Genomic DNA, 20,266 nt, shown 5'->3' with positions numbered 1-20,266 from the left:
ATATAGGAAAGGATATCATTTCGCCATACTCTTTCTATATTTTCCGGAGTCAAACGCGCAGCGCCGCCAAAACGGCGACAGCCGTTTCTTCTTACGCAGATCGTATTCAAGGCGGTAAGAGCATGATTTATAGCTGATACCGCCAAGCGATCATCGGAAGACCTAATAATTTAATTGAAATAACTATTAAAATCTGATATATTGAAAACGAGAATCGTTATCAATGTGTCAGGTTTTTTTAATATTATTACATAGTTATAGAATTAAGTATCGTTTTATTACCGTTTATTTCAATAAAAACGCTAACTAACAGTTTACGTACAGAAAGGTAGTTAACTAATGTCTTCTCCTTTGAAAGTGAATGCGCTGGAGGGTACTAAGCTGCGTTCACGGCCTTTATGGGCTACTATTATTTTGTTTGGTGGGATTGCTGGTCTTATATTGTCCTTGGCCTTATCGATATCGGTCGGTGCTGCTGACATAAGTCTATCTACAGTTTGGGAAGCAGTATTTCGCTTTAATAGTGATAATATTCAGCATCAAATTATTAAAGAGCTGCGGATGCCGCGTGCGGTTGCAGCAGCCCTAGTAGGTGCTGCTTTTGCAGTAGCAGGTTCTGTTATGCAGGGAATGACTAGAAACCCGCTGGCGGATTCGAGCTTGCTTGGCATTAACGCTGGTGCCGGTTTTATGCTAGCAGTCTGCTTCGCCTTTTTTCCATCCATATCGTATATGGGATTAATGGTGGTATGTTTTATTGGAGCTGCGGTATCAATGGGACTTGTATATGGTATAGGCTCACTTGCAAAAGGAGGCTTAACGCCTGTTCGGCTTACGTTAGCTGGGGCTGCTGTCGGAGCGTTATTGCTGGCTATTACAGAAGGTATAGCTCTTTATTATAAAATCGGGCAAGATCTGGCTTTCTGGTATGCAGGCGGAGTAGCCGGAACAAAATGGGTTCAGATTCAAATTGTTTGGCCATGGATTATCGGAGCCTTGTTAGGTGCGCTCTTATTATCACGATCGATTACATTGCTTAGCTTAGGTGATGATGTTGCTGCAGGGCTAGGTCAAAGAACGGGACTTGTAAAGGCTGCAGGAGTAATTATCGTTTTATTATTAGCGGGTACGGCGGTATCTGCGGTTGGGTCCATTGGATTCGTAGGTTTGATTATTCCACATATTTCAAGATTTCTTGTAGGTGTAGATTACAGATGGATTATTCCATGCTCGGCTATATTGGGAAGTCTGCTTATGGTTATGGCAGATATCGGAAGCCGAATTGTCAACCCTCCACAGGAAGTAGCTATCGGTGTTATTATTGCAGTTATTGGTGTGCCGTTCTTCCTCTATCTTGTCACTAGGATGAAGGGGGAATAGCGATGAATCATTTATTTGTTACAGCTACCGAGCAGCGTAGAAGAAAGCGTGCAATTCTTGTCATGTCAGTGCTGAGTACGCTTATTGTCATCTCGTTTATCATTAGTATGAATACAGGCTTTATTCGCTTAGCGCCACTCGATGTATTTAAAACGTTATTTGGTTCTGGAACCATCAAGCAGGAGCTCATTTTATTTGATTTTCGTCTGCCGCGTATTGTTATATCCCTATTGATTGGTGCCGGCTTTGCGGTTTCGGGCTGCATTATTCAAGGGCTTTCGCGCAATCCGCTTGCTGATCCGGGACTGCTCGGCATAAACGCCGGCGCAGGGCTTGCCGTTATTTTATTCATCTCTTTTTATCCAACGACGCAAAAGGGTTCGATCTTCTTAATGCCGTTTCTTGCGTTAATCGGTGCTGGGACGACAGCACTGATCATATTCGTGCTCTCTTACAAAAGACATCGGGGCTTATTGCCGACGCGGATGATATTAGTTGGTATCGCTGTGGCCGCAGGTATTAGCGCTACTATGCAAATATTAATTTTACGTCTTACGCCGGAAAAATATCAGTTTTTTGCCGTATGGATGGCTGGAAGCATTTGGGGAACGAACTGGAAGTATGTTCTTGCGCTTTTGCCATGGCTAATCATTATTTTGCCATTCGTACAGTATAAAGCGAAATCGTTAAATGCACTAAATCTTGGCGATCAGTTGGCTGTCGGGCTAGGCGCTGAGGTGAACAAGGAACGAGCATGGCTGCTTGCGGCGGCTGTAGGATTAGCTGGCTCCTGCGTCGCTGTTGGAGGTGGCATCGGGTTCGTGGGACTTATTGCTCCGCATTTGGCAAGACGTCTTGTAGGTCCACAGCATCAAGTATTGATACCGACATCGGCTTTCGTTGGAGCGTTGCTGGTTATTGTGGCTGATACGCTGGCACGCTGGGCGTTTCAGCCAAACGAGATTCCGACAGGGATCGTAGTAGCTGTAATCGGAGCTCCGTATTTTTTATATCTGTTATCAAGATCGAAATAAGGGAATGGATTGTTATTCAAAAACCGCGGAGAGCTGGATGCTCCTGCGGTTTTTTGTGTATTTATGAGCTTTGCAGCCACAAATGTCTTGTCTCCTAGTAGCCAGCCTACTGGTAAGTGCATATATTGCCTATGACATTTGAGGTGGAAGAAGGAGAGGACTATGACAAAAAGCAGAAAAGGGAAGAGCTCGAAAGGGCGAAAGCCACTTTTTTATGTTGATAATCCAAATGATTCCGAGTTAAAGTGGTTGGATGATCTGAACAAGAAGAAGGCATCCGTACAGGAACAATCGGCCAAGATTTCTATACAAATTGTGAATGATGAGGACGCTACAGCGAGTATTAATGGCGCGATTACTGTGCTTGAGCAACCAGTGGAGCAGCTGGAAACTGAACAGCTGGAAGTGAATGAGCAAGAAGAGCAGATGGAGCTGGAGGAGCAGGTTGAGCCAGAGGAGCTTACTCCGATGCTTAGTCTAGAGGAAAAGCTGGAGAAGCTCGAAGAGAGGAAGGAGCCGGAAGGCCCAATCGGCTTTATTTATACTGATGATTTGGTTGACTATGCTATAACATCGGAGAAGCTTGCACCAGGGTCCATAGATAGCAGCAATCTCAAAGCAGGCAGTGTGAAGTCAAGCGCGCTCGCTGATGATACGGTTCGAAGTGTTCATATAGTAGATGGAGCTGTTAACTCGTCCAAAATTGCGGATGAAGCGATAACTGCCAATCATCTGGCGAACCATTCGATTTCTGGTGATAAAATACAGGATAAATCTATAACCGGCAGTAAGCTTTGTGATGGAAGCGTTAGTTCGGAAAAGCTTGCTGATCGCACAATTAGCGCGGATAAAATTGCAGAGGGCTCGATTGAATCGAAGCATTTGCAAGAATTAATCATTACATCAGAGCTGCTTGCCGATCAATCGATTACTGCGGAGAAAATTAAAAGCGGTACGATACGTCCGGATCATTTGGCAAATGACATCATAAATGTTGCTAAGCTTGTCGATGGAGCCGTGACGAGCTCGAAACTTCGTGATGGTGCGGTTACGAGTGAGAAAATTGCTGCTGAATCGATTGAAGCGGAGCATTTAAAGCCAGGGATATTGCTCGCTGAGCATGTTGCTGATGGAATTATTCAAGGAAAGCATTTGGCCCTCGGCGAAATCGAAGCTGTACATCTTACAGCGGGAGCAATCGGAACAAGGGAGCTGCAGCAAAAATCAATTGAAGCCGAACAATTAGCGAACGGATCGGTATCTTCGTCTCACCTGCAAGCAGCATCTGTGCTGAGCACACACATCGGAGCAGGTCAAATCAAAAGCGAGCATCTCGCTGAGCATTCTGTCAATTCGGCGAAGCTTGCGGATCAATCCGTATCTACTATTAAAGTGGTTGATCATTCGATCACGGTATCGAAGCTGTCAGATCAAAGTGTGAATGCTCAAAAGCTGGCTAATGATTCCGTACTGAATCGCCATTTGGGGCTCGCTAGTGTAACAGCAGACAAAATCGCCGAAGCACAGATTTTACAAACACATTTGGCTGCAGCAGTGGTTTACTCAAGGCATATTGCACCAAAGGTAATCGAGAGGGATCATCTGCAAAATGGGATTGTGGACGAGGAAAAGCTCGCTCCGGAAGCGGTTAGAGAAGAGCATATTGGCATACAGGCTGTCGGCATGTCCCATTTAGCTGATGAATCGGTTTCAAGGAGCAAGCTAACGGAGGGCGCGGTTGATGGTACGATTTTAGCCAACGATGCGGTTGAAAAACGGCATTTGCAGGATGAGGCTGTAACCTTTCAGAAGCTGGCACCGGAAGCGATAAAATCGTATCATTTTTCGGCTAGTGCTGTAACTGGTGACGCTATATGTGCTGAAGCTGTGAGTGGCGAGCATTTGAAATCAGGAATTATTGAAAGCAAGCATCTTGCTGAGAATGCTGTAGATAACGATAAGTTGATGGAGGGCTCTGTTACGAGCAACAAGCTCGCTCAAGGTGCAGTGACGGAGCGCAATATTGGTCCTGGGGCGGTTTTTTCACATCATTTGTCTGATCACGTCGTGAATTCGCTCAAGCTGTCGCCCGAGTCAGTGACCACGGATAAGCTCACTGATTTGAGTGTATCGTCGGCTAAGCTTGCAGATAGCAGCGTTACTAGCATTAAGATTGCACAGCATGCTGTACAATCTGCTCATATCGCTGATAGGTCTGTACTAGGACAGCATATCCAGCTACATTCTATTGGCTCAGAGCACATAGAGGCGCAGGCAATTACAGCCAGCCATCTTGCTGAGAAGTCCATTGGGAGTGAACTGCTGAAGGACGGCAGCGTTACAGCTGAAAAGCTTGCCTTTGGCGCAGTACAGTCGAGGCAGATTGCTGATGAAACGATCCAAAGCCGTCATTTAGATGCAGCATCTGTGCTTGGTATCCATTTGGGAGAGAGCAGTGTGCAAACTGTACATTTGGAAGATGAATCGATTACAGCTGAGAAGCTTAGTGCAGGGAGCATCGGCTCTGAGCATTTGAGATACGGTTCAGTTGGAGCGGAAGCGCTCTGTATGGGTGCAGTTGGTTCGGAGCATATCGCTGAGGAAGGAATTTCATCTGATAAAATTGCTGATTTGTCAATTAGCTCGAATAAACTTCAGCTAGAATCTGTGCTCGCTGAGCATTTGGCACCACAGAGTGTTGGAGAGAACGCGCTGAAAAACGAATCGGTTACACAAATAAAGCTTGCCCAGGATTCGGTCTCTAGCGAGCATGTGCAGCTGGAATCGTTGGCAGGCAAGCATTTAAAATCGGATACGATTCAAGGGTACCATATCCGTAAGGGAACGATTACGCTTGCTCATTTGGCATCTGATGTGCTTGTTTTCGATAGAATTGCTGATGAGGGTATTTTGGGCAGCAAGCTGAAGTCAGGCTCGGTCAATAGCAAGCAATTATCTGTAAATAGCATAAGAACCGAGCAGCTAAATGATGGTGCTGTGACACGTGAGAAGCTCGCCATTGACATCATTGGCAGTGCTCAGATAGAAGCAGGAGCAGTAGGAACGGAGGAGCTGTTGGAAGGCAGCGTAACGACAGAGAAGCTCGCTCTCGGCAGCGTAGGAGAGGAGCAGCTGTCGGATGGAAGCGTGACGACAGGAAAACTAGCGCCAAGCAGCGTAGGAACGGAGCATTTGACTGACGAAAGCGTGACGACAGCGAAGCTTGCGCTCAGCAGCGTAGGAGAGGAGCAGCTGTCTGATGGAAGCGTGACGACAGAGAAGCTCGCGCTCGGAAGCGTAGGAGAGAATCAGCTGTCTGATGGAAGCGTGACGACAGAAAAGCTTGCGTTATGTAGCGTGGGAACAGATCAGCTGTCTGAAGGCGGCGTAACGACAGAGAAGCTTGCGCTCGGCAGCGTGGGGACGGATCAGCTGTCTGAAGGCGGCGTAACGACAGAGAAGCTTGCGCTCGGCAGCGTGGGAACGGATCAGTTGTCTGAGGGAAGTGTGACGACAGAGAAGCTTGTGCTAGGCAGCGTAGGAACGGATCAGTTGTCTGATGGAAGTGTGACAACAGAGAAGCTAGCGCTAGGCAGCGTGGGAGAGGAGCAGTTGTCGGAAGGCGGCATAACGAGAGGGAAGCTTGCGCCCGGCAGCGTAGGAACGGATCAGTTGTCTGAGGGCAGCGTAACGACAGGGAAGCTTGCGCTTGGCAGCGTGGGAGAGGAGCAGCTGTCGGATGGAAGCGTGACGACAGAAAAGCTTACACGATTAAGCGTGGGAACAGATCAGCTGTCTGAAGGAAGTGTGACGACAGGGAAGCTCGCGGCAGGCAGTGTAGGAACAGTGCAGCTGTCTGAAGACAGCGTAACGACAGATAAGCTCACGCGAGGCAGCGTAGGAACAGATCAGCTGTCAGAAGGAAGTGTAACGAAAAGGAAGCTCGCACAAGGCAGTGTAGGAATAGAGCAGTTGTCTGAAGGAAGTGTAACGACAGAGAAGCTAGCGCGAGGCAGCGTAGGATCGGATCAGTTGTCGGATGGAAGCGTAACGAGAGGGAAGCTTGCGCTCGGCAGCGTAGGAACGGATCAGCTGTCTGAGGGAAGCGTGACGACAGAAAAGCTCGCGTCAGGCAGCGTGGGAACGGATCAGCTGTCGGAAGGAAGCGTGACGACAGAAAGGCTCGCGCTCGGCAGCGTAGGAACGGATCAGCTGTCTGAGGGAAGTGTGACGACAGAAAAGCTCGCGTCAGGCAGCGTAGGAACGGAGCAGCTGTCTGAAGGAAGCGTGACGACAGAAAAGCTCGCGTCAGGCAGCGTAGGAACGGAGCAGCTGTCTGAGGGAAGCGTAACGAGAGAGAAGCTCGCGTCAAGCAGCGTAGGAACGGATCAGCTGTCTGAAGGAAGCGTGACGACAGAAAAGCTCGCGTCAAGCAGCGTAGGAACGGAGCAACTGTCTGAGGGAAGCGTGACGACAGAAAAGCTTGCGTCAAGCAGCGTGGGAACGGAGCAACTGTCTGAGGGAAGCGTGACGAAGGCGAAGCTCGCGCCAAGCAGCGTAGGAACGGAGCAAATAGCTTCTGGCAGCATTACAGCAGATAAACTGGCGGCAGGTATACTGCCTGATTATTCTATACTTGGTGCAATAGTGAAGCAATCTTCGTATATAGCCGATGACTCTATATCAGCTAGACATATCCAGCCGCATTCAATTGAGCTTTCAGCCTTGCAGTTTTCTCCAGTGATCGTCAGTGCAAGCAGCGGTATCGTTAAGCAGCAATTTGGGTTGCTTCCGTATAGCTTCAATGTTCAAGCGGAGCAGGTCGAATTAACGATTACGTTCGAGGAGCCTTTTGCAGACAATTGTTTTGTCTTGACTTTAACGACTGACAATCCGGCCTGTTATGCGATTGTTCATTCTAAGTCGGCCGATAAAGCGACTGTCATCATCATTCGTACACGTATCAGTCAAGAGCCTAGAGGTCATGTTAACTGGATTGCAATGGGTAAAGCACAGGTTTAGGCTGAAAGTAGAATGCCGTCCCGCAAGGTCTTTATTGACTGCGGGGCGTTTTCTTTGAAATATAGGAAGGTATAAGTTTCACCTTAACCTTTTTAAAAGCCATTCTTATTAAGCGGTACGCTCGCCGTTACATATAAAGCTGCCTGACATAAACTATGATGTTGAAAAGCACGATCACCTGACAGAATGGAGAGATTTCTGATGGGACGCAAAAAAAGACCTGTCCAACGTCTCAAAAGCAATACTGACTTGCGCAAAAATGCAGAAATGCGATTAGACAGATACAAGAAAGGTGTAAGTGAAGGCTATAAGCAGGGCTTACAAGCGGGTATGGAAAGCTATGATGCGCATTTTGAGGGAACGAGCATTATCATCCCAAGTGAAAACCAGCTGCAGTCGTTAAAAGCTTGCATTCAAGGTATTATGGATCAAACAGATCTTTCCTATGAAATTATCGTCATTGATAATAACTCGATCGATGGCACAGAGCAGTACTTAAAGCAATTGGACGGACAAGTGCGATATTGTATTTTAGACAAGTCATTAGGTGAAATCGGCGCAGTAAATAGAGGACTGATGATGGCCAAGGGAACGACGATTTTATTGCTCAGCAGTCAAATGTTGCCTACGAAAAATTGGCTCGAAAATTTGCTGTTATGCTTGTATAGCAAGACGAGCATTGGAATGGCAGGTCCGATTTCAAACGGTTTTAGCAATCATCAGCAAATGCATGAATTTGCGAGAGAAAATAATAAAAATGAATCTTCCAAATGGTACGAAGCAGAGCAGTTGTCTTACGGCTGCCTCTTATTTCGTCGAGAGCTGCTTGAAAGCGCAGGGTTTATGGATGAAGGCTGTCAGGAGGCAGCATTAAGTACAGAGGATTATAGCCTGAGGGTAAGATTGCAAGGCTATTCTCTAGCTTGTGCGAGAGATTCGTACGTACATGCTTCAGGTCCAATCTTCGCTGGAGCGGAACTGCCCAGTTCCAAAAGCTATTTTGCGAGTAAATGGCATACGGAAAATGATGCATTATTCGATTTAGATGCAATAGCGAAAGTGAACCGGGTGAGCAAGGACGAATCGCGGGAGAAAATCCATCAGCTCGGTGAAGCAGCATTTTATCCGCAGGCAGTAGCTGTAAAGGGATTAGCCGCTACGATTTATTGGATAGAAGAAGGTGTCAGAAGACCAATAGAGGGGCCTTGGGAGCTGCCTGTCGTCTCTTTATCACAGCTGAATCTATGGCGCTGGCCAATTGGAGAGACAATTTCCGCAGAGACCTTGCAAGCTAGCTTGAGTTCGTTGAGCAGCATGGAGAGGCCGGCCTCGGTAGATGGAGGGCTAGGCATAGGCTCCAAGGGGGAACGCTATTACTTTGAAGTTGGTAGAAAACGTCCACTGATCGGCAGGCATGCTGCTGAAAGCTGGGGGTTGCATGAACGTATACCGACTGCTTTGTCAGCGAAGGAGCTAAGTGGCATACCTGACGGACTGCCTATTGTTTCACCGATTAAGCTTCTCCAATCCTTGTAGCCTCTTTCGAGTACCATCCCTGCCGGGGGCGCATATGCTATAGAAGTAAAGGGAGGGTGCCATGCAGAATACGATAACGGAAATTATACAGCATATGTCTCATGCCAATGAGCAAATGGCAAGAATATTGGAAGCAGAGCGTCATGTGACAGTACGGCTATCTGAAATCGTATTAGCGCTTCCAGATGAGCACCCGAGCTTTGGAGGAATGTCCGGACTTTTGGAAAATACACAGGCGGTAGGGCAAAATATTGTTGCTTATTTAAATAGTATCGCTGATTTTCAAGAAATAATGGCTTCACAGCTTACCTTTGTTATTCGTGAGCTTAAGGAAGCTGATGAGGAAGAATGATTGACTGACAGGGAGGCTTTGATTGCGATGAATCGCGAACAAGCATATATGCGAATGCTCAGCTCAGCAGCGAACATGCAATGGAATATAGCTGCTATGCTGGAAGCTAAAGCGGCTGAAGCGGAGAAAATGAAGGGCTGGATTTGCAATCATTTGAATAGTCATGCCTTTAATACGCAGCAAGCACAAGTGGAGCAGTCGCTGCAGATGCATGATCAAGTGATTGAGGTTATTGATAGTATCTCCAAGCTGAATCAAGGCATCGTGTCGACCTTGAAGGCAGTGCTTCAGAAGGATCAAGAGGAATCGGAGGACTTTGGAAATGGACTATCCTCGTTTGGCCAAGGCATCCCCTTCGGCAACAAAAACTGATGGAAAATATGCTGACTGAAAAAGAGGCAAGAGTATCCTTTCTCGCGGCTCTAGCAAGAAGCCAGCAGGCGTTGGCGCGGATGCTCGAGAGTGTTGCTGATATCGTCGATTGTTCACCTGAGGGTGCTAAGCTGCTGCTTGATAATGTAAGGTCACTTACAGACATGAAGGAGGAGATTGCAGAATCAGTCACCATTCTTCAATGGCGCAGACGAGTGAAGCGAGTTGGAGTCCCAGCAAAGCCATGGCTTCAGCCAGCGCTTCCGTTATCTGCCATTAAAAGAAGTGGAGGAGGGGGAGAAGCTGGCAAACGATAAAAGAAAAGCATCCTCCAGCATGCATGAAACGACGAGAGGAACACGCAAAGGCGCGAAGCGAAGAGCGACAGCAGGCAAAAAGACGCTTCAGCGCCGAAAGCCGGTGCATAGGAAGCGCCTTGCTCAAAAAGAAAATGAACGAGCCGAGCTCGGCAAAATCTTTAATGACGGTTATAATCATGGATTTGCCAAAGGGTTTGAGGATGGTCATCATGCAGCATATGAAAAACGGCCTTAAGCTGCCAGTGCAATTTTAAGTCTTATATCTTTTATCGTCTGTCAGGGGAGCCTGAGCGATTAGATATAGGGCTTATTGTCGTTGTGTGGGAAGCGACCAGCGGAGAATGACTCCAGCTTGAGTCAGCCCTCCGCCAAACCCATACAGAAGCATGAGCTGCCCTTGCTTAACGGTACCGGCTTGGACGGCTTCATCAATAGCAAGCGGGATAGAAGCTGCTGAGGTATTTCCGTATTTCCTGATACTGGATAATGTCTGTGCTAGTGAAAAACCAGTTTTCTCGCATAGCGATTCAATAATGCGCATATTTGCACTGTGCGGAATAAACCAGTCGATATCGTCAGGCGTTAACCCGCTCCCCTCCAAGAGCTGCAGCACACCCTCAGCTACATGACTTACTGCCCAGCGATAAACTTCTCGACCATTTTGTACAATAAAGCCATTCGTCTGAATATCATGCTCGCCAATTGCGGAAGCTAAGCTGCTGCAATATAGATGGTGTCCGCGTGCACCATCGGTGTTCGAATACACGGCTTTAATATCACCCTGTCCGTCTACCGACGCTTCGATGAGTAATGCACCAGCGCCGTCCCCAAACAAAATACAGGATGTGCGATCTGAATAATCGGTAATTTTAGATAATGTCTCAGCGCCGATAACCAAAATTTTGTGATATGCGCCAGATAGCAGCAGCCCGTTCGCCAGCTGAATGCCAGCGGCAAAGCCTGCACATGCAGCTTGTATATCTATAGCTCCGGTGCTCGTGATGTTAAAATGCGCCTGTACCTGCGATGATACACTCGGAATGATACAATCCGGCGTGGAGGTAGCCACAATAATGTAGTCGACATCAGTCACTTGTACGTTGTATCGTTCGATCATATTATGGATCGCAGCAAAGCAAAGCTGACTCGTAAATTGATTATCCGCAGCGATATGACGCTCCTTGATGCCTGTACGCTGCATGATCCATTCATCGTTGGTATCTACAAGCTTCTCTAGATCGGAATTGGTTAATATTCGTTCAGGTACGTAAGTACCGATAGCGGTAATGACGGCATTCGAATGTACAGCAGCAATTTTTCTTTCATTCATAAGCAGCACACTTCCTTTCGAAATTAGTACCAAGTACTAGTATCTGTTACTAATTTACTTCAATCGATCTTCTTTGTCAATCGAATGAATAGCAAATGTAGAAAAAGCAAACGATACATAAAGGTCCGAGGCCTAATTATATTTAGTTGGAGGATGGATATATGCGCAAACAAATCGTAGCTTTGTCTGCAGGTGTGTTGCTAAGCACATTGCTGGCAGGCTGCATGGAAAAACACGGTGAGCTTGGGAATAAAGACATCCGGTCAAACAGCATAAGATACGATGCAAATGGCAATGTATTATTGAATAAACGGTTCGCAGATGATCAGATGAATGAACAGAACCGAATTAATGGACGCAGGCTGAACAGCAATAATATTATTGGTTCACATAAAAATTATCGGATGGAGATGAGTGAGAGCATTTCAAAAGGAATTACGGATTTGCCATCCGTAAAGTTAGCCTACGTTATGCTAACTGATCATAATGCTTACGTTGCCGTATCACTGGATGAGAATGAGCCGCAAATGGATGCTAAGCTAATGAGTAGAACGAACAGCGGTTATATGGGCAAAAAAGGCGTTGAGGCTAGCAGGCGCATGAGCAGTCTGTCAACAGGCCATCTCATGCTGACCGAAAAAATGAAGGATGAAATTGTTAATGAGGTGAGGCGTTTAAAGCCTGGTGTTGAGCATGTTTACGTTTCTGCTAATCCTGATTTTGTTGGACGGATGAACGCTTATATGAATGATGTAAAGCTTGGACATCCGATTCAAGGCTTTATTGCGGAGTTTAATGCGATGACAGAACGAATCTTTCCTGCAAAGCCTGGGGAGGATAGTATGAAGGGCAGAAGCATTAAGGACAAAAGAATGATTTATGATTAATGTCTAACGTATTTATCAATAACCAGATAACTTGAGCCTAAGGAAAAATATACTTGGGCTCTTTTTCTATTCTTGTCGATGAAGCTACGTTGCAGTTTATACAACGTAATCGCCGTTACTCGCCTAACTAGGGTACGTACACTATAGTTTGTGCAATAGAATGCCTATTCTAGGGCGATATTCGTAGGTTTGGAGCTCATTCTAGTGCAATCGTACAATGTAGCCGTCTGAAACAGCTCTCATGTGAGGTTTTCATTGTGCTTAGTGCAGTGTAGGCACTTCTCCTTAATCTAGCGGAGACTAGTGCATGATAGAGCAAATCTCGGTCGTACGCAGTAAGGATGGCTGCGCATTGGAGTCTAACCTATAAGTTTAACTTAAAAAATGAAGATTTAGCGAAGCGAGAAGATCGTTTTGGAGAAACGAAGTGTTCGTCTTTGCAGGTGGATTCTTACCTTTAAATGTCTTAGGAAATCAAAGAATCTAGCTGCAACAGCGATCGTAAGAATGATCTTCTCGCGCAGCGCCCAAACGTAGATTTCTAGTTTAACTTATTATAGTAAACGAAATCTAGACAAATACTAGCGTTCCTTATGAAGCGGGGCAATCATAGAATATGATAAGAGAGGAGCTGGTCTAACTATCATGAAAGACAATCGACTACGAGAGGATGGCAGGTGAGAAGCAGTATGATAATAGGTACTGTTGCGAGTGCCAGAGATTTGCCAGTGGCCATTCGAATGGCTCAATCGGTAAAGCAGCATATGCCAAGCAGCAAGGTTGTTTGCGGCGTCATGGAGGCATCCATGCCAAGCGAAGCGTTTCATTGTCCTTATTTTGATGAAGTTATTTTGATGCAAGATACCGGCGCTTTTGCTGATATGCAAAAATTTTTTTTCCAATATACAGTCCAAGAAGCAGCTCAAGCTTGCAAGTCGTTATTAGTGAAGTATATGTATAGTAAATATATAGATGATAATCTTATTTTGTATATGGATGCGGAAACGCTGATTATCTCTCCTTTGGAGGAGCTTATTGCAATCTCGGAGAAGCATCCGATTATATTGATTGGGCAAATCATTGATCCAGAAGCGCTGGATATGGATAGACTGCTCAGTCTTCGACAAAGCGGAATTTATCACTCAGGGTTTATGGCCTTCAAAAGACATTCGAGCACGGAGCAGTTTCTACGGTGGTGGTGCAGAATTTGTGAAAATAGCTGCTGCTATGACGAGAGCAGCAAGCAATTCGCAGATCAAGACTGGCTTGATCACTCCCATACGTTGTTTGATGATGTCTACTCTTTGCGTCATCCAGGTTATTTTGTAACTGCTGAAAACCTCATGGAGCGCTGGAATATTACGCTGACGCCACACAGCGGTTATTGTATTGATGGCTTGCCGCTGCGAGCTTTGCGGCTGTCAGGCGACTTTTTGGAAGCGGCTGCTTGGATAGAAATAGAGAATGCTGAGCTGTATCAATCCTTATTTCGGAAATACAGCAAGGAACTCCCAAGTGTAAATGATGGTGCAGCTTGGAGCTATAGCTTATTTGCCAGCGGAGAAGTTGTGTCTAATCAGACGAAAGGGCTGTTTCGTCGCTGCTACTACGAGAATCCGAACTTAGACAATCCATTTTTACTATCCAACACATTTTTTAATCCAGACGATTCAAGTGAGACAGAAGATACTCCTTCTAGCTATCCTCGCATAAACAAGACTCAGCCAAAGCCGTTCAGAGCAGCTCCCGCCAAAAGAAGAAGAATCTCCGGGAGGAAGAGCAAGCGGACTCGTCATAAATCAAGGTGAAACGACTGTCGCCGTCCATTGGCGGCGCGGCGCGTTTCATTCTGAGAAATATAGGCGGAGTATAAATGTGAAACTTATACTTTCCTATATTTGAAAAAAGTCGAATAGGTAAAAATGGTCGATTCGCAAAAAAACAGACACCTATCTTAATCGGAGTAGGTGTCTGCACGTAAGCTAGATTTTTTTAGATCCGGATGGATTTGTCGTTTCAACGGTTTGTCAACATACTTTTTAAAGTCATCGGTATGAATCACGATAGCCCTTTTACTTAATAATAAATCTTTATCTCTCACCTTCCACGTATGGGACAACCGGTTTTCTCTACGAAATGCGACGAAATTATAAGGGGAAGTCGTAAATACACGAAATCCTTTTTTTATACAACCCTGAACAAAACGGACATCAGTTCCTTGACGCAGCTTCGTGGAGAACTGAACCTCTTTAAAAACGTTTTTGTGAAACATAATCGTAGCTCCAGCTATTTTCCTGCAACGGCTGTTGAAGGGTACAGAGGTTTTGCGAAGCAGCAGCTTGGAGAGATGTGGGAAATAGAAATAGCAGGAGCGCTTGCCCACGATCTCTGCGTTTGTGTTTAAAAACAGCTGCATGGCTTCCTCGATATAATAAGGGGAGTAATAATCATCATCGTCAAGCTTCGCTATATAATTGTAGCTGGCGATGGAGGTTCCATAATTCAAGCATTCTCCTAAATTTTTGTCCTGATCCACGCGGTACACGTACACATTTGGGTACTGCTCTGCCTTCTGCTTGTAGGGATGTAAGTGAATATGATTTCGGTTAACGATGATGATAAGCTCTTTTTTCATCCAGGTTTGGCGATCATAGTTCTGAAAAATATTTTTAATAAAATCTGCTCGGATGGTCGCCGTAATTATCGTTACACCTTCAACTGCGAGGTTTATCATAGGTCGTACCAGCTCGTGTTTTTTAAGAGCTTATATTTGTTTTTTTTTATAATTTTTTTGTATAGCTTGAGAAATTTACTGGTCATGACACGGTCTGAAAAATTAGCTTTAACGTAGCGTCTGCATCTGTTGGCAGAGGGGAACTTTTTCTGATGCTTTACTTTTGAGATCATATTCTTTGTATTTTTGCAGATAAGCACTGGCAGTCCGCTCAGAACCTCCGGTACGGCACCGCCTTTCTTGAAGCCAAGTACAGGCGTTCCACTTGCCAGCGCTTCAATAAGGACTAGTCCAAACGGCTCATCCCAAGTGGAGGTAAACAGCACGCAGCTCGCCTCAGACAGCAGTTTCTGCTTCTTGGTGCCGCCAACTGGACCTACAAATTGAATACGCTTATTCAAATGCGGCTTAATTTTAGACTTGAAATATTTTTTGTCATGAACCGGGCCAGCGAGGATAAGGTTGCTATTTGTTTTTTTAGCAACCTTAATCGCGAGATGAACACCCTTTTCTTTCATGATCCGGCCTAAAAAAAGAAGATAGTTTTTTTTCTTTTTTCTGAATTTATAATCCTTTAATCTAATACCGTTATGCACGTAAAAGCCCTTGTTTTCACCATATTTTTTTAATATTGTTTTACTTACATAAACGGGGAGCTGTACGTCCTTAACTCCCTTTGAATGAGAGCTACGGATCGTTGGGATTGGCGGATTCGCATTTGCGACAATGCCGTGATGGTCGTGAATGAAATCGATACGTCTTGGAAGTTTTTTTTTGATAAATGCTAGCTGCTCTTTTGCGTTGTCAGTGGGATATTCAAAGGTTTTGGTAGAACGGGCAGTCGATCCTTTTTTAGCAAATAAAAAAACCTTATGCCCGCGTCTGAGCAATTCTTCGGTTAAATAATAGACCTCGCGCTGTGTGCCGCCGTAATCTTTAGGAGGAACGGTTATCGTATTGTTTGAAATTTGAGCAATCCTCAAAGTCGCTCAGCTCCCCTTATCATAAAAGAATTCAATTATGAAACGTACCGTCGAAATTTACGCGTATATCGAACTAGCTTGCAGTGGGACATATACCGTCTTGTGCTCTTTTTTTGCGTATGGGAGCTCGTGTTTTTACGTCTGACACAAACATAATGTTTTTTGGATACAGAATATATTTTATAGCCTCTTCTTCGACATCTACCGGTCCAGCTGGAATCAGTGCCTACTTTCTTATTTTCCGGAAATTTCACTTTCCTCCACACAGACTTTCTAAAGAGAAGCGTTCCCCCCTTGACCGATCTCCGGTATTTCCACTCTCCGCCTCTGCGAAATACCATGAGCGCCTTCTTTCCTTCGAAATAAAGGTAAGAGGTATGCTTGCCGATAATTTTGGCTTTCCCTCTTTTAAGCGCTCGGGCAGATTCTCTTAAATATTTTGGCCCATAATAATCATCATCGTCGAACTTAGTTATGATGCCTTCCTTTGCTCGTGCTATTGCATAGTTCAGACATTTTCCGAGCTTGTATTTTTGCGGGAGCTTAAATACGCGGACTTCACCTTTAGGATATTTTCTCGCTCTTTCTTTCCATGCTTTAATATCCATATTATTTTTGTTGAGCACGATGATCATCTCTTTATCCTTCCAAAGCTGCCGGTCGTAATTGGCGAATACATTGTCCATAAACGAGGTTCTCATTGTACAGGCAATAATGGTTATCATGGATGTATCTCCTCCTGCATTTTAACTATTTTTGCTTTACGCTTATTCCAGGTTGATTTTTTGATCAGCTTGTATTTTTTTTCTTTGATGATTTTTTTATAGAGCTTTAGGAAATTGTCGGTCATGACGCTGTCTGAGAAATTCTCCCTCACATACCGCCTGCATTTATAGGCAGAGGGAAACCGTTTAGCGTGTCTAATTTTCGAAATCATATCTCTTGTGTTAGAACACAGCAGCTGCGGCAAGCCCTTAAGAACCTCGGGAACCGCTCCTTTCCTGAAGCCAAGCACGGGAGTTCCGCTTGCTAAAGCTTCAATGAGAACGAGTCCGAAAGGTTCATCCCAGGTCGAGGTAAAAAGCACGCAGCTCGCTCCCGACAGCAGCTCCTGCTTCTTTTTGCCGCCCACGCTCCCTACATATCGAATGCGTTTATTTAAATGAGGCTTAACCTTTGAATTAAAATATTTCCTATCGTTAACCGGACCAGCAATGATGAGCTCTTTTCCGGTTTTTTTGGCGATTTTGATAGCGAGATGAACGCCCTTTTGCTCCATCATCCGACCCATGAAGAGAAGATAGTTGCTTTTCTTTTTTTGAAAAATATAGTCCTCGACTCGAATGCCGTTATACACATAATAGCCTTTGTTTTTTCCGTATTTTCTCAATATCGTTTTGCTTACATAGACCGGAATTTGTACACCGCGCACTCCTTTGGAATGGGAGTTCCTTATCGTCGGAATAGGTGGATTGGCCTTTGCTGCAATACCGTAATGATCATGAATGAAATCGACATCATCCGGCAGGTTTTTAATGATGAAATCGAGTTGTTTTTTCGGATTGTTGGAAGGATATACAAAGGTCTGGGTAGCTTGCGATGAAGAGCCTTCCTTGGCGAACAAGATGACCTCGTGTCCGCGGCGAACCAATTCCTCAGTTAGATAATGAACGTCACGCTGCGTGCCGCCGTAATCTTTTGGGGGAACAGGTAGAGTATTTGTTGAGATTTGAGCAATCTTCAATTTCACACAGCTCCCTTAGGTTAGTATCTATGGGCATTTCTTGATAGGATATGAGCGGTTTTCAGAAGGCGACACGGCGCTTTCATTAGTTGGGCGAAGAAAGTTCCGCTGTATTCACTCTCGCATGAGCAGCTCGGCCCACACCAATCTTGCAGCAATTTAATAGATTAATAGAAACTGATTTTTTAGGGGAGATGCGAATTGAAAGGACTTATCCTATGTGCGGGTAAAGGGACGAGATTGTATCCGATCACTTTAAATTTTCCAAAAACACTTATTCCTGTAGCCAACATTTCTATTCTGCAAGCTTGCATCGAGAAACTGACTGAGCTTGCCATTGTGGAAATCGGAGTCGTTATCCATCCGTGGCAGGAAGGCTTCATTCGCGAGCAGGTTGGTCATGGAGAAGCTTGGGGAGTCGCGATCACATATATTTACCAATATGAAGCGAGAGGCATCTCAGACGCGGTCAGGCAAGCTCAGACGTTTGTCGGAGAGGAAGCCTTTCTGCTTCTGCTGGGAGACAATTTAATTTCCCAAAGCCTGACAGAGCTGAAGCTCGATGTGGAGGAAAGAGGCAGTCAGGGCTCCTTATTGCTTGCAGAGGTTGCGAATCCTCGGGATTATGGCATTGCAGAAGTGATGGAGGGACGCATCGTGCAGCTGGAAGAGAAGCCGAAGGCACCGAAGTCCAAGTTTGCGGTTCTGGGCGCTTATGCTTTTGACAGTACCATATTCGAAGCTGTGGATCATATTAAGCCATCACCTAGAGGGGAATATGAGATTACCGATGCGATTCAATGGTTGATTGAGCATGGCAAGCAGGTAACCTACCATGTGACCGAGCAGCTCAATATGGATGTCGGAACGGTGGGGCGTTGGCTGGAGGCGAATCGTCAAATGCTGGGGGTACTCCCGCCTCAGGGAGCCATTCATAAATCCGTTGTTGTAGAGAACTGTACGATCGTAGCTCCAGTGTCCATCAATCAAGGCTGCGTCCTTAAAAACTGCGTGATCGGACCGTATGTGTCGATTGGTGCAGATTCGAATATTGAGGATTGCCGTATAGAAAACAGCATTCTGCTAAGCGGCGTTCATTTGAAGCATATTCCTTACCCGCTGAAAGATACGGTGATTGGGCGCCAATCTGTTATGACGGGATTACAGGCACAGAAAGAAGGGGGAAACGAATGAAAATATTAGTGATCGGGACCGGCTATGTCGGTTCAACGACGGCTATGGTGTTTGCCGAGCTTGGCTGGAAGGTGACGGGGCTTGATACAGACGTTCACAAAATCAGACAGCTTAGACAGGGTCTGCTGCATTTCCATGAGCCGGGCTTGGAGGATTTATTGAAGAAGCATATCCAAACGGGCCAAATCAGATTTACAACGGACAAAGACAGGGCCATTCAAGAGAGCGATGTCATCTTTATCTGCGTTGGAACGCCGTCGCTGCCGGACGGCAGCGCCGATCTTCTCTTCGTTAAGCAGGTCGCCTCGGAGATCGGCCAGAAAATGAATGGCTACAAGCTGGTCGTAACCAAAAGCACGGTTCCAGTCGGGACGCAGGAGCTGGTCAAATGCTGGATTGAGGCTGCGCAGGAGCATTTCTACCCCTTCGACGTAGCGTCTAACCCGGAATTTCTCCGTGAAGGAAAAGCAGTGACAGATGCATTGAATCCGGATCGTATTGTCATTGGATCAGAGAGCAAGCGAGCGACGAATCTGCTCAAGTCGCTTTACCATTCTGCGAAATGTCCCTTTGTGATCACGACTCCTCGAACGGCAGAGCTTATTAAATATGCTTCAAATGCGTTTCTAGCTACCAAAATATCCTATATCAACGAGCTCGCTAGGCTTTGCGATGAGCTAAACGTCAACGTGAAGGATGTAGCAGGAGGAATTGGCTTGGATCCGCGTATTGGCTCAAGCTTCTTGCAAGCAGGAATCGGTTATGGGGGATCATGCTTTCCGAAGGATGTATCTGCTTTAATCCTGACGGCAAGGCAGAACAACATCGAGCTGAGCGTGCTGGAGAAGGTCGTGAAGGTCAACCAAACGCAGCATAGTTATTTGACGGACAAGGCCAGAGCGCGGCTCGGAAGCTTTTCGGGTAAAAAAATAGCGATTTTAGGCTTGGCGTTTAAGCCGGATACGGATGATATAAGGGAAGCTCCTGCTCTTCGCATCATCGAGAGTCTCTTAAATGAACGAGCCCAATTGAGGCTGTACGACCCTATTGCGATCCTTCCGAACGATGCGAAATATGAATCCGTAGCGGTATGCCTGGAGGTGGAGGAGGCGTTGCATGAAGCAGATGCGGTTTTTCTTTGCACGGAATGGCCAATCATTCGGGGAATTGATTGGGCCCAGATGAAGCATGTGATGTCGCATGGCAATGTATTCGACGGCAGGAACATCCTGAATGCGCAGGACATGCAGGCGATGGGTTACTATTATCAGAGCATTGGCAGCAACGATTAGCCGCAATTTGTCCAATCATTTCCTATGACGCTTTCATATACTATTTCAGTTGACTATTGCAAATAGAAAGAAGGCGAGAACATAGA

Annotated in this window: 17 protein-coding genes; 12 read left to right on the top strand and 5 right to left on the bottom strand. The window is 45.7% G+C overall.

Annotation, left to right across the window (positions count from 1 at the left end; translation table 11 throughout):
• Window positions 1–339 precede the first annotated feature (339 nt).
• From MHI37_RS21760 to MHI37_RS21725, 8 genes are all read left to right on the top strand, one after another.
• The gene (locus MHI37_RS21760) at window positions 340–1,380 is read left to right on the top strand and encodes an iron ABC transporter permease (protein WP_076337294.1); all 1,041 of its coding nucleotides are present in this window, start codon (window positions 340–342) and stop codon (window positions 1,378–1,380) included.
• Between the two features lie 2 nt (window positions 1,381–1,382).
• Window positions 1,383–2,414 carry an iron ABC transporter permease gene (locus tag MHI37_RS21755; RefSeq protein ID WP_076337295.1) on the top strand — a complete coding sequence of 344 codons (1,032 nt, stop codon included), beginning with the start codon at window positions 1,383–1,385 and terminating at the stop codon, window positions 2,412–2,414.
• 162 nt (window positions 2,415–2,576) lie between these two features.
• Window positions 2,577–7,436, top strand: a complete 4,860-nt coding sequence (locus MHI37_RS21750) for a WIAG-tail domain (protein WP_076337296.1) — start codon at window positions 2,577–2,579, stop codon at window positions 7,434–7,436.
• A 201-nt stretch (window positions 7,437–7,637) separates the two neighbouring features.
• Window positions 7,638–8,972: a glycosyltransferase gene (locus MHI37_RS21745; protein ID WP_076337297.1), complete on the top strand. Its 1,335-nt coding sequence runs from the start codon at window positions 7,638–7,640 to the stop codon at window positions 8,970–8,972.
• Window positions 8,973–9,033: 61 nt separating this feature from the next.
• A complete protein-coding gene (locus tag MHI37_RS21740) occupies window positions 9,034–9,324 on the top strand; it encodes a nucleoside-diphosphate sugar epimerase (protein WP_076337298.1) in 291 nt (96 codons plus the stop codon).
• Between the two features lie 27 nt (window positions 9,325–9,351).
• A complete protein-coding gene (locus MHI37_RS21735; protein ID WP_076337343.1) occupies window positions 9,352–9,696 on the top strand; it encodes a hypothetical protein in 345 nt (114 codons plus the stop codon).
• Window positions 9,697–9,704: 8 nt separating this feature from the next.
• Window positions 9,705–10,013: a hypothetical protein gene (locus MHI37_RS21730; protein ID WP_144023697.1), complete on the top strand. Its 309-nt coding sequence runs from the start codon at window positions 9,705–9,707 to the stop codon at window positions 10,011–10,013.
• Window positions 10,014–10,032: 19 nt separating this feature from the next.
• A complete protein-coding gene (locus MHI37_RS21725) occupies window positions 10,033–10,251 on the top strand; it encodes a hypothetical protein (protein WP_076337300.1) in 219 nt (72 codons plus the stop codon).
• Between the two features lie 72 nt (window positions 10,252–10,323).
• Here MHI37_RS21725 and MHI37_RS21720 read toward each other — a convergent pair whose 3' ends face one another.
• Window positions 10,324–11,346 carry a ketoacyl-ACP synthase III gene (locus MHI37_RS21720; RefSeq protein WP_076337301.1) on the bottom strand — a complete coding sequence of 341 codons (1,023 nt, stop codon included), beginning with the start codon at window positions 11,344–11,346 and terminating at the stop codon, window positions 10,324–10,326.
• A 161-nt stretch (window positions 11,347–11,507) separates the two neighbouring features.
• Here MHI37_RS21720 and MHI37_RS21715 point away from each other — a divergent pair, with 161 nt between their 5' ends.
• The gene (locus tag MHI37_RS21715; RefSeq protein ID WP_076337302.1) at window positions 11,508–12,233 is read left to right on the top strand and encodes a YhcN/YlaJ family sporulation lipoprotein; all 726 of its coding nucleotides are present in this window, start codon (window positions 11,508–11,510) and stop codon (window positions 12,231–12,233) included.
• Window positions 12,234–12,922: 689 nt separating this feature from the next.
• Window positions 12,923–14,041, top strand: a complete 1,119-nt coding sequence (locus MHI37_RS21710; RefSeq protein WP_076337303.1) for a hypothetical protein — start codon at window positions 12,923–12,925, stop codon at window positions 14,039–14,041.
• 146 nt (window positions 14,042–14,187) lie between these two features.
• On the opposite strand, the gene MHI37_RS21705 is transcribed toward MHI37_RS21710, so the two are convergent.
• The 4 genes from MHI37_RS21705 to MHI37_RS21690 are packed head-to-tail and all read right to left on the bottom strand — an operon-like array spanning window position 14,188 to window position 17,694.
• Entirely contained in the window at window positions 14,188–14,967 is a 780-nt protein-coding gene (locus tag MHI37_RS21705; protein ID WP_076337304.1) for a glycosyltransferase, read from the bottom strand.
• Window positions 14,964–15,950, bottom strand: coding sequence for a glycosyltransferase (locus tag MHI37_RS21700; RefSeq protein WP_076337305.1), 987 nt, complete (start codon window positions 15,948–15,950; stop codon window positions 14,964–14,966). Before MHI37_RS21700 ends, MHI37_RS21705 begins: the two co-directional genes overlap by 4 nt.
• A 35-nt stretch (window positions 15,951–15,985) precedes the next feature.
• Window positions 15,986–16,675 (bottom strand): glycosyltransferase family A protein, encoded by a 690-nt coding sequence (locus MHI37_RS21695; RefSeq protein ID WP_083676298.1) that lies wholly within the window; start codon window positions 16,673–16,675, stop codon window positions 15,986–15,988.
• Entirely contained in the window at window positions 16,672–17,694 is a 1,023-nt protein-coding gene (locus MHI37_RS21690; RefSeq protein ID WP_076337306.1) for a glycosyltransferase family 4 protein, read from the bottom strand. The genes MHI37_RS21695 and MHI37_RS21690 overlap by 4 nt, the downstream gene beginning before the upstream one ends.
• 201 nt (window positions 17,695–17,895) lie before the next feature.
• Here MHI37_RS21690 and MHI37_RS21685 point away from each other — a divergent pair, with 201 nt between their 5' ends.
• Window positions 17,896–18,888, top strand: coding sequence for a sugar phosphate nucleotidyltransferase (locus MHI37_RS21685; RefSeq protein ID WP_076337307.1), 993 nt, complete (start codon window positions 17,896–17,898; stop codon window positions 18,886–18,888).
• Window positions 18,885–20,180 (top strand): UDP-glucose/GDP-mannose dehydrogenase family protein, encoded by a 1,296-nt coding sequence (locus tag MHI37_RS21680; RefSeq protein WP_076337308.1) that lies wholly within the window; start codon window positions 18,885–18,887, stop codon window positions 20,178–20,180. Before MHI37_RS21685 ends, MHI37_RS21680 begins: the two co-directional genes overlap by 4 nt.
• Window positions 20,181–20,266 lie beyond the last annotated feature (86 nt).

Origin of the sequence: Paenibacillus sp. FSL H8-0548, from assembly GCF_038630985.1 — a bacterium.
Taxonomy (GTDB): domain Bacteria; phylum Bacillota; class Bacilli; order Paenibacillales; family Paenibacillaceae; genus Pristimantibacillus.
The sequence above is the reverse complement of the archived record's forward strand: the minus strand, read 5'-3'. Positions and strand labels throughout refer to the sequence as shown.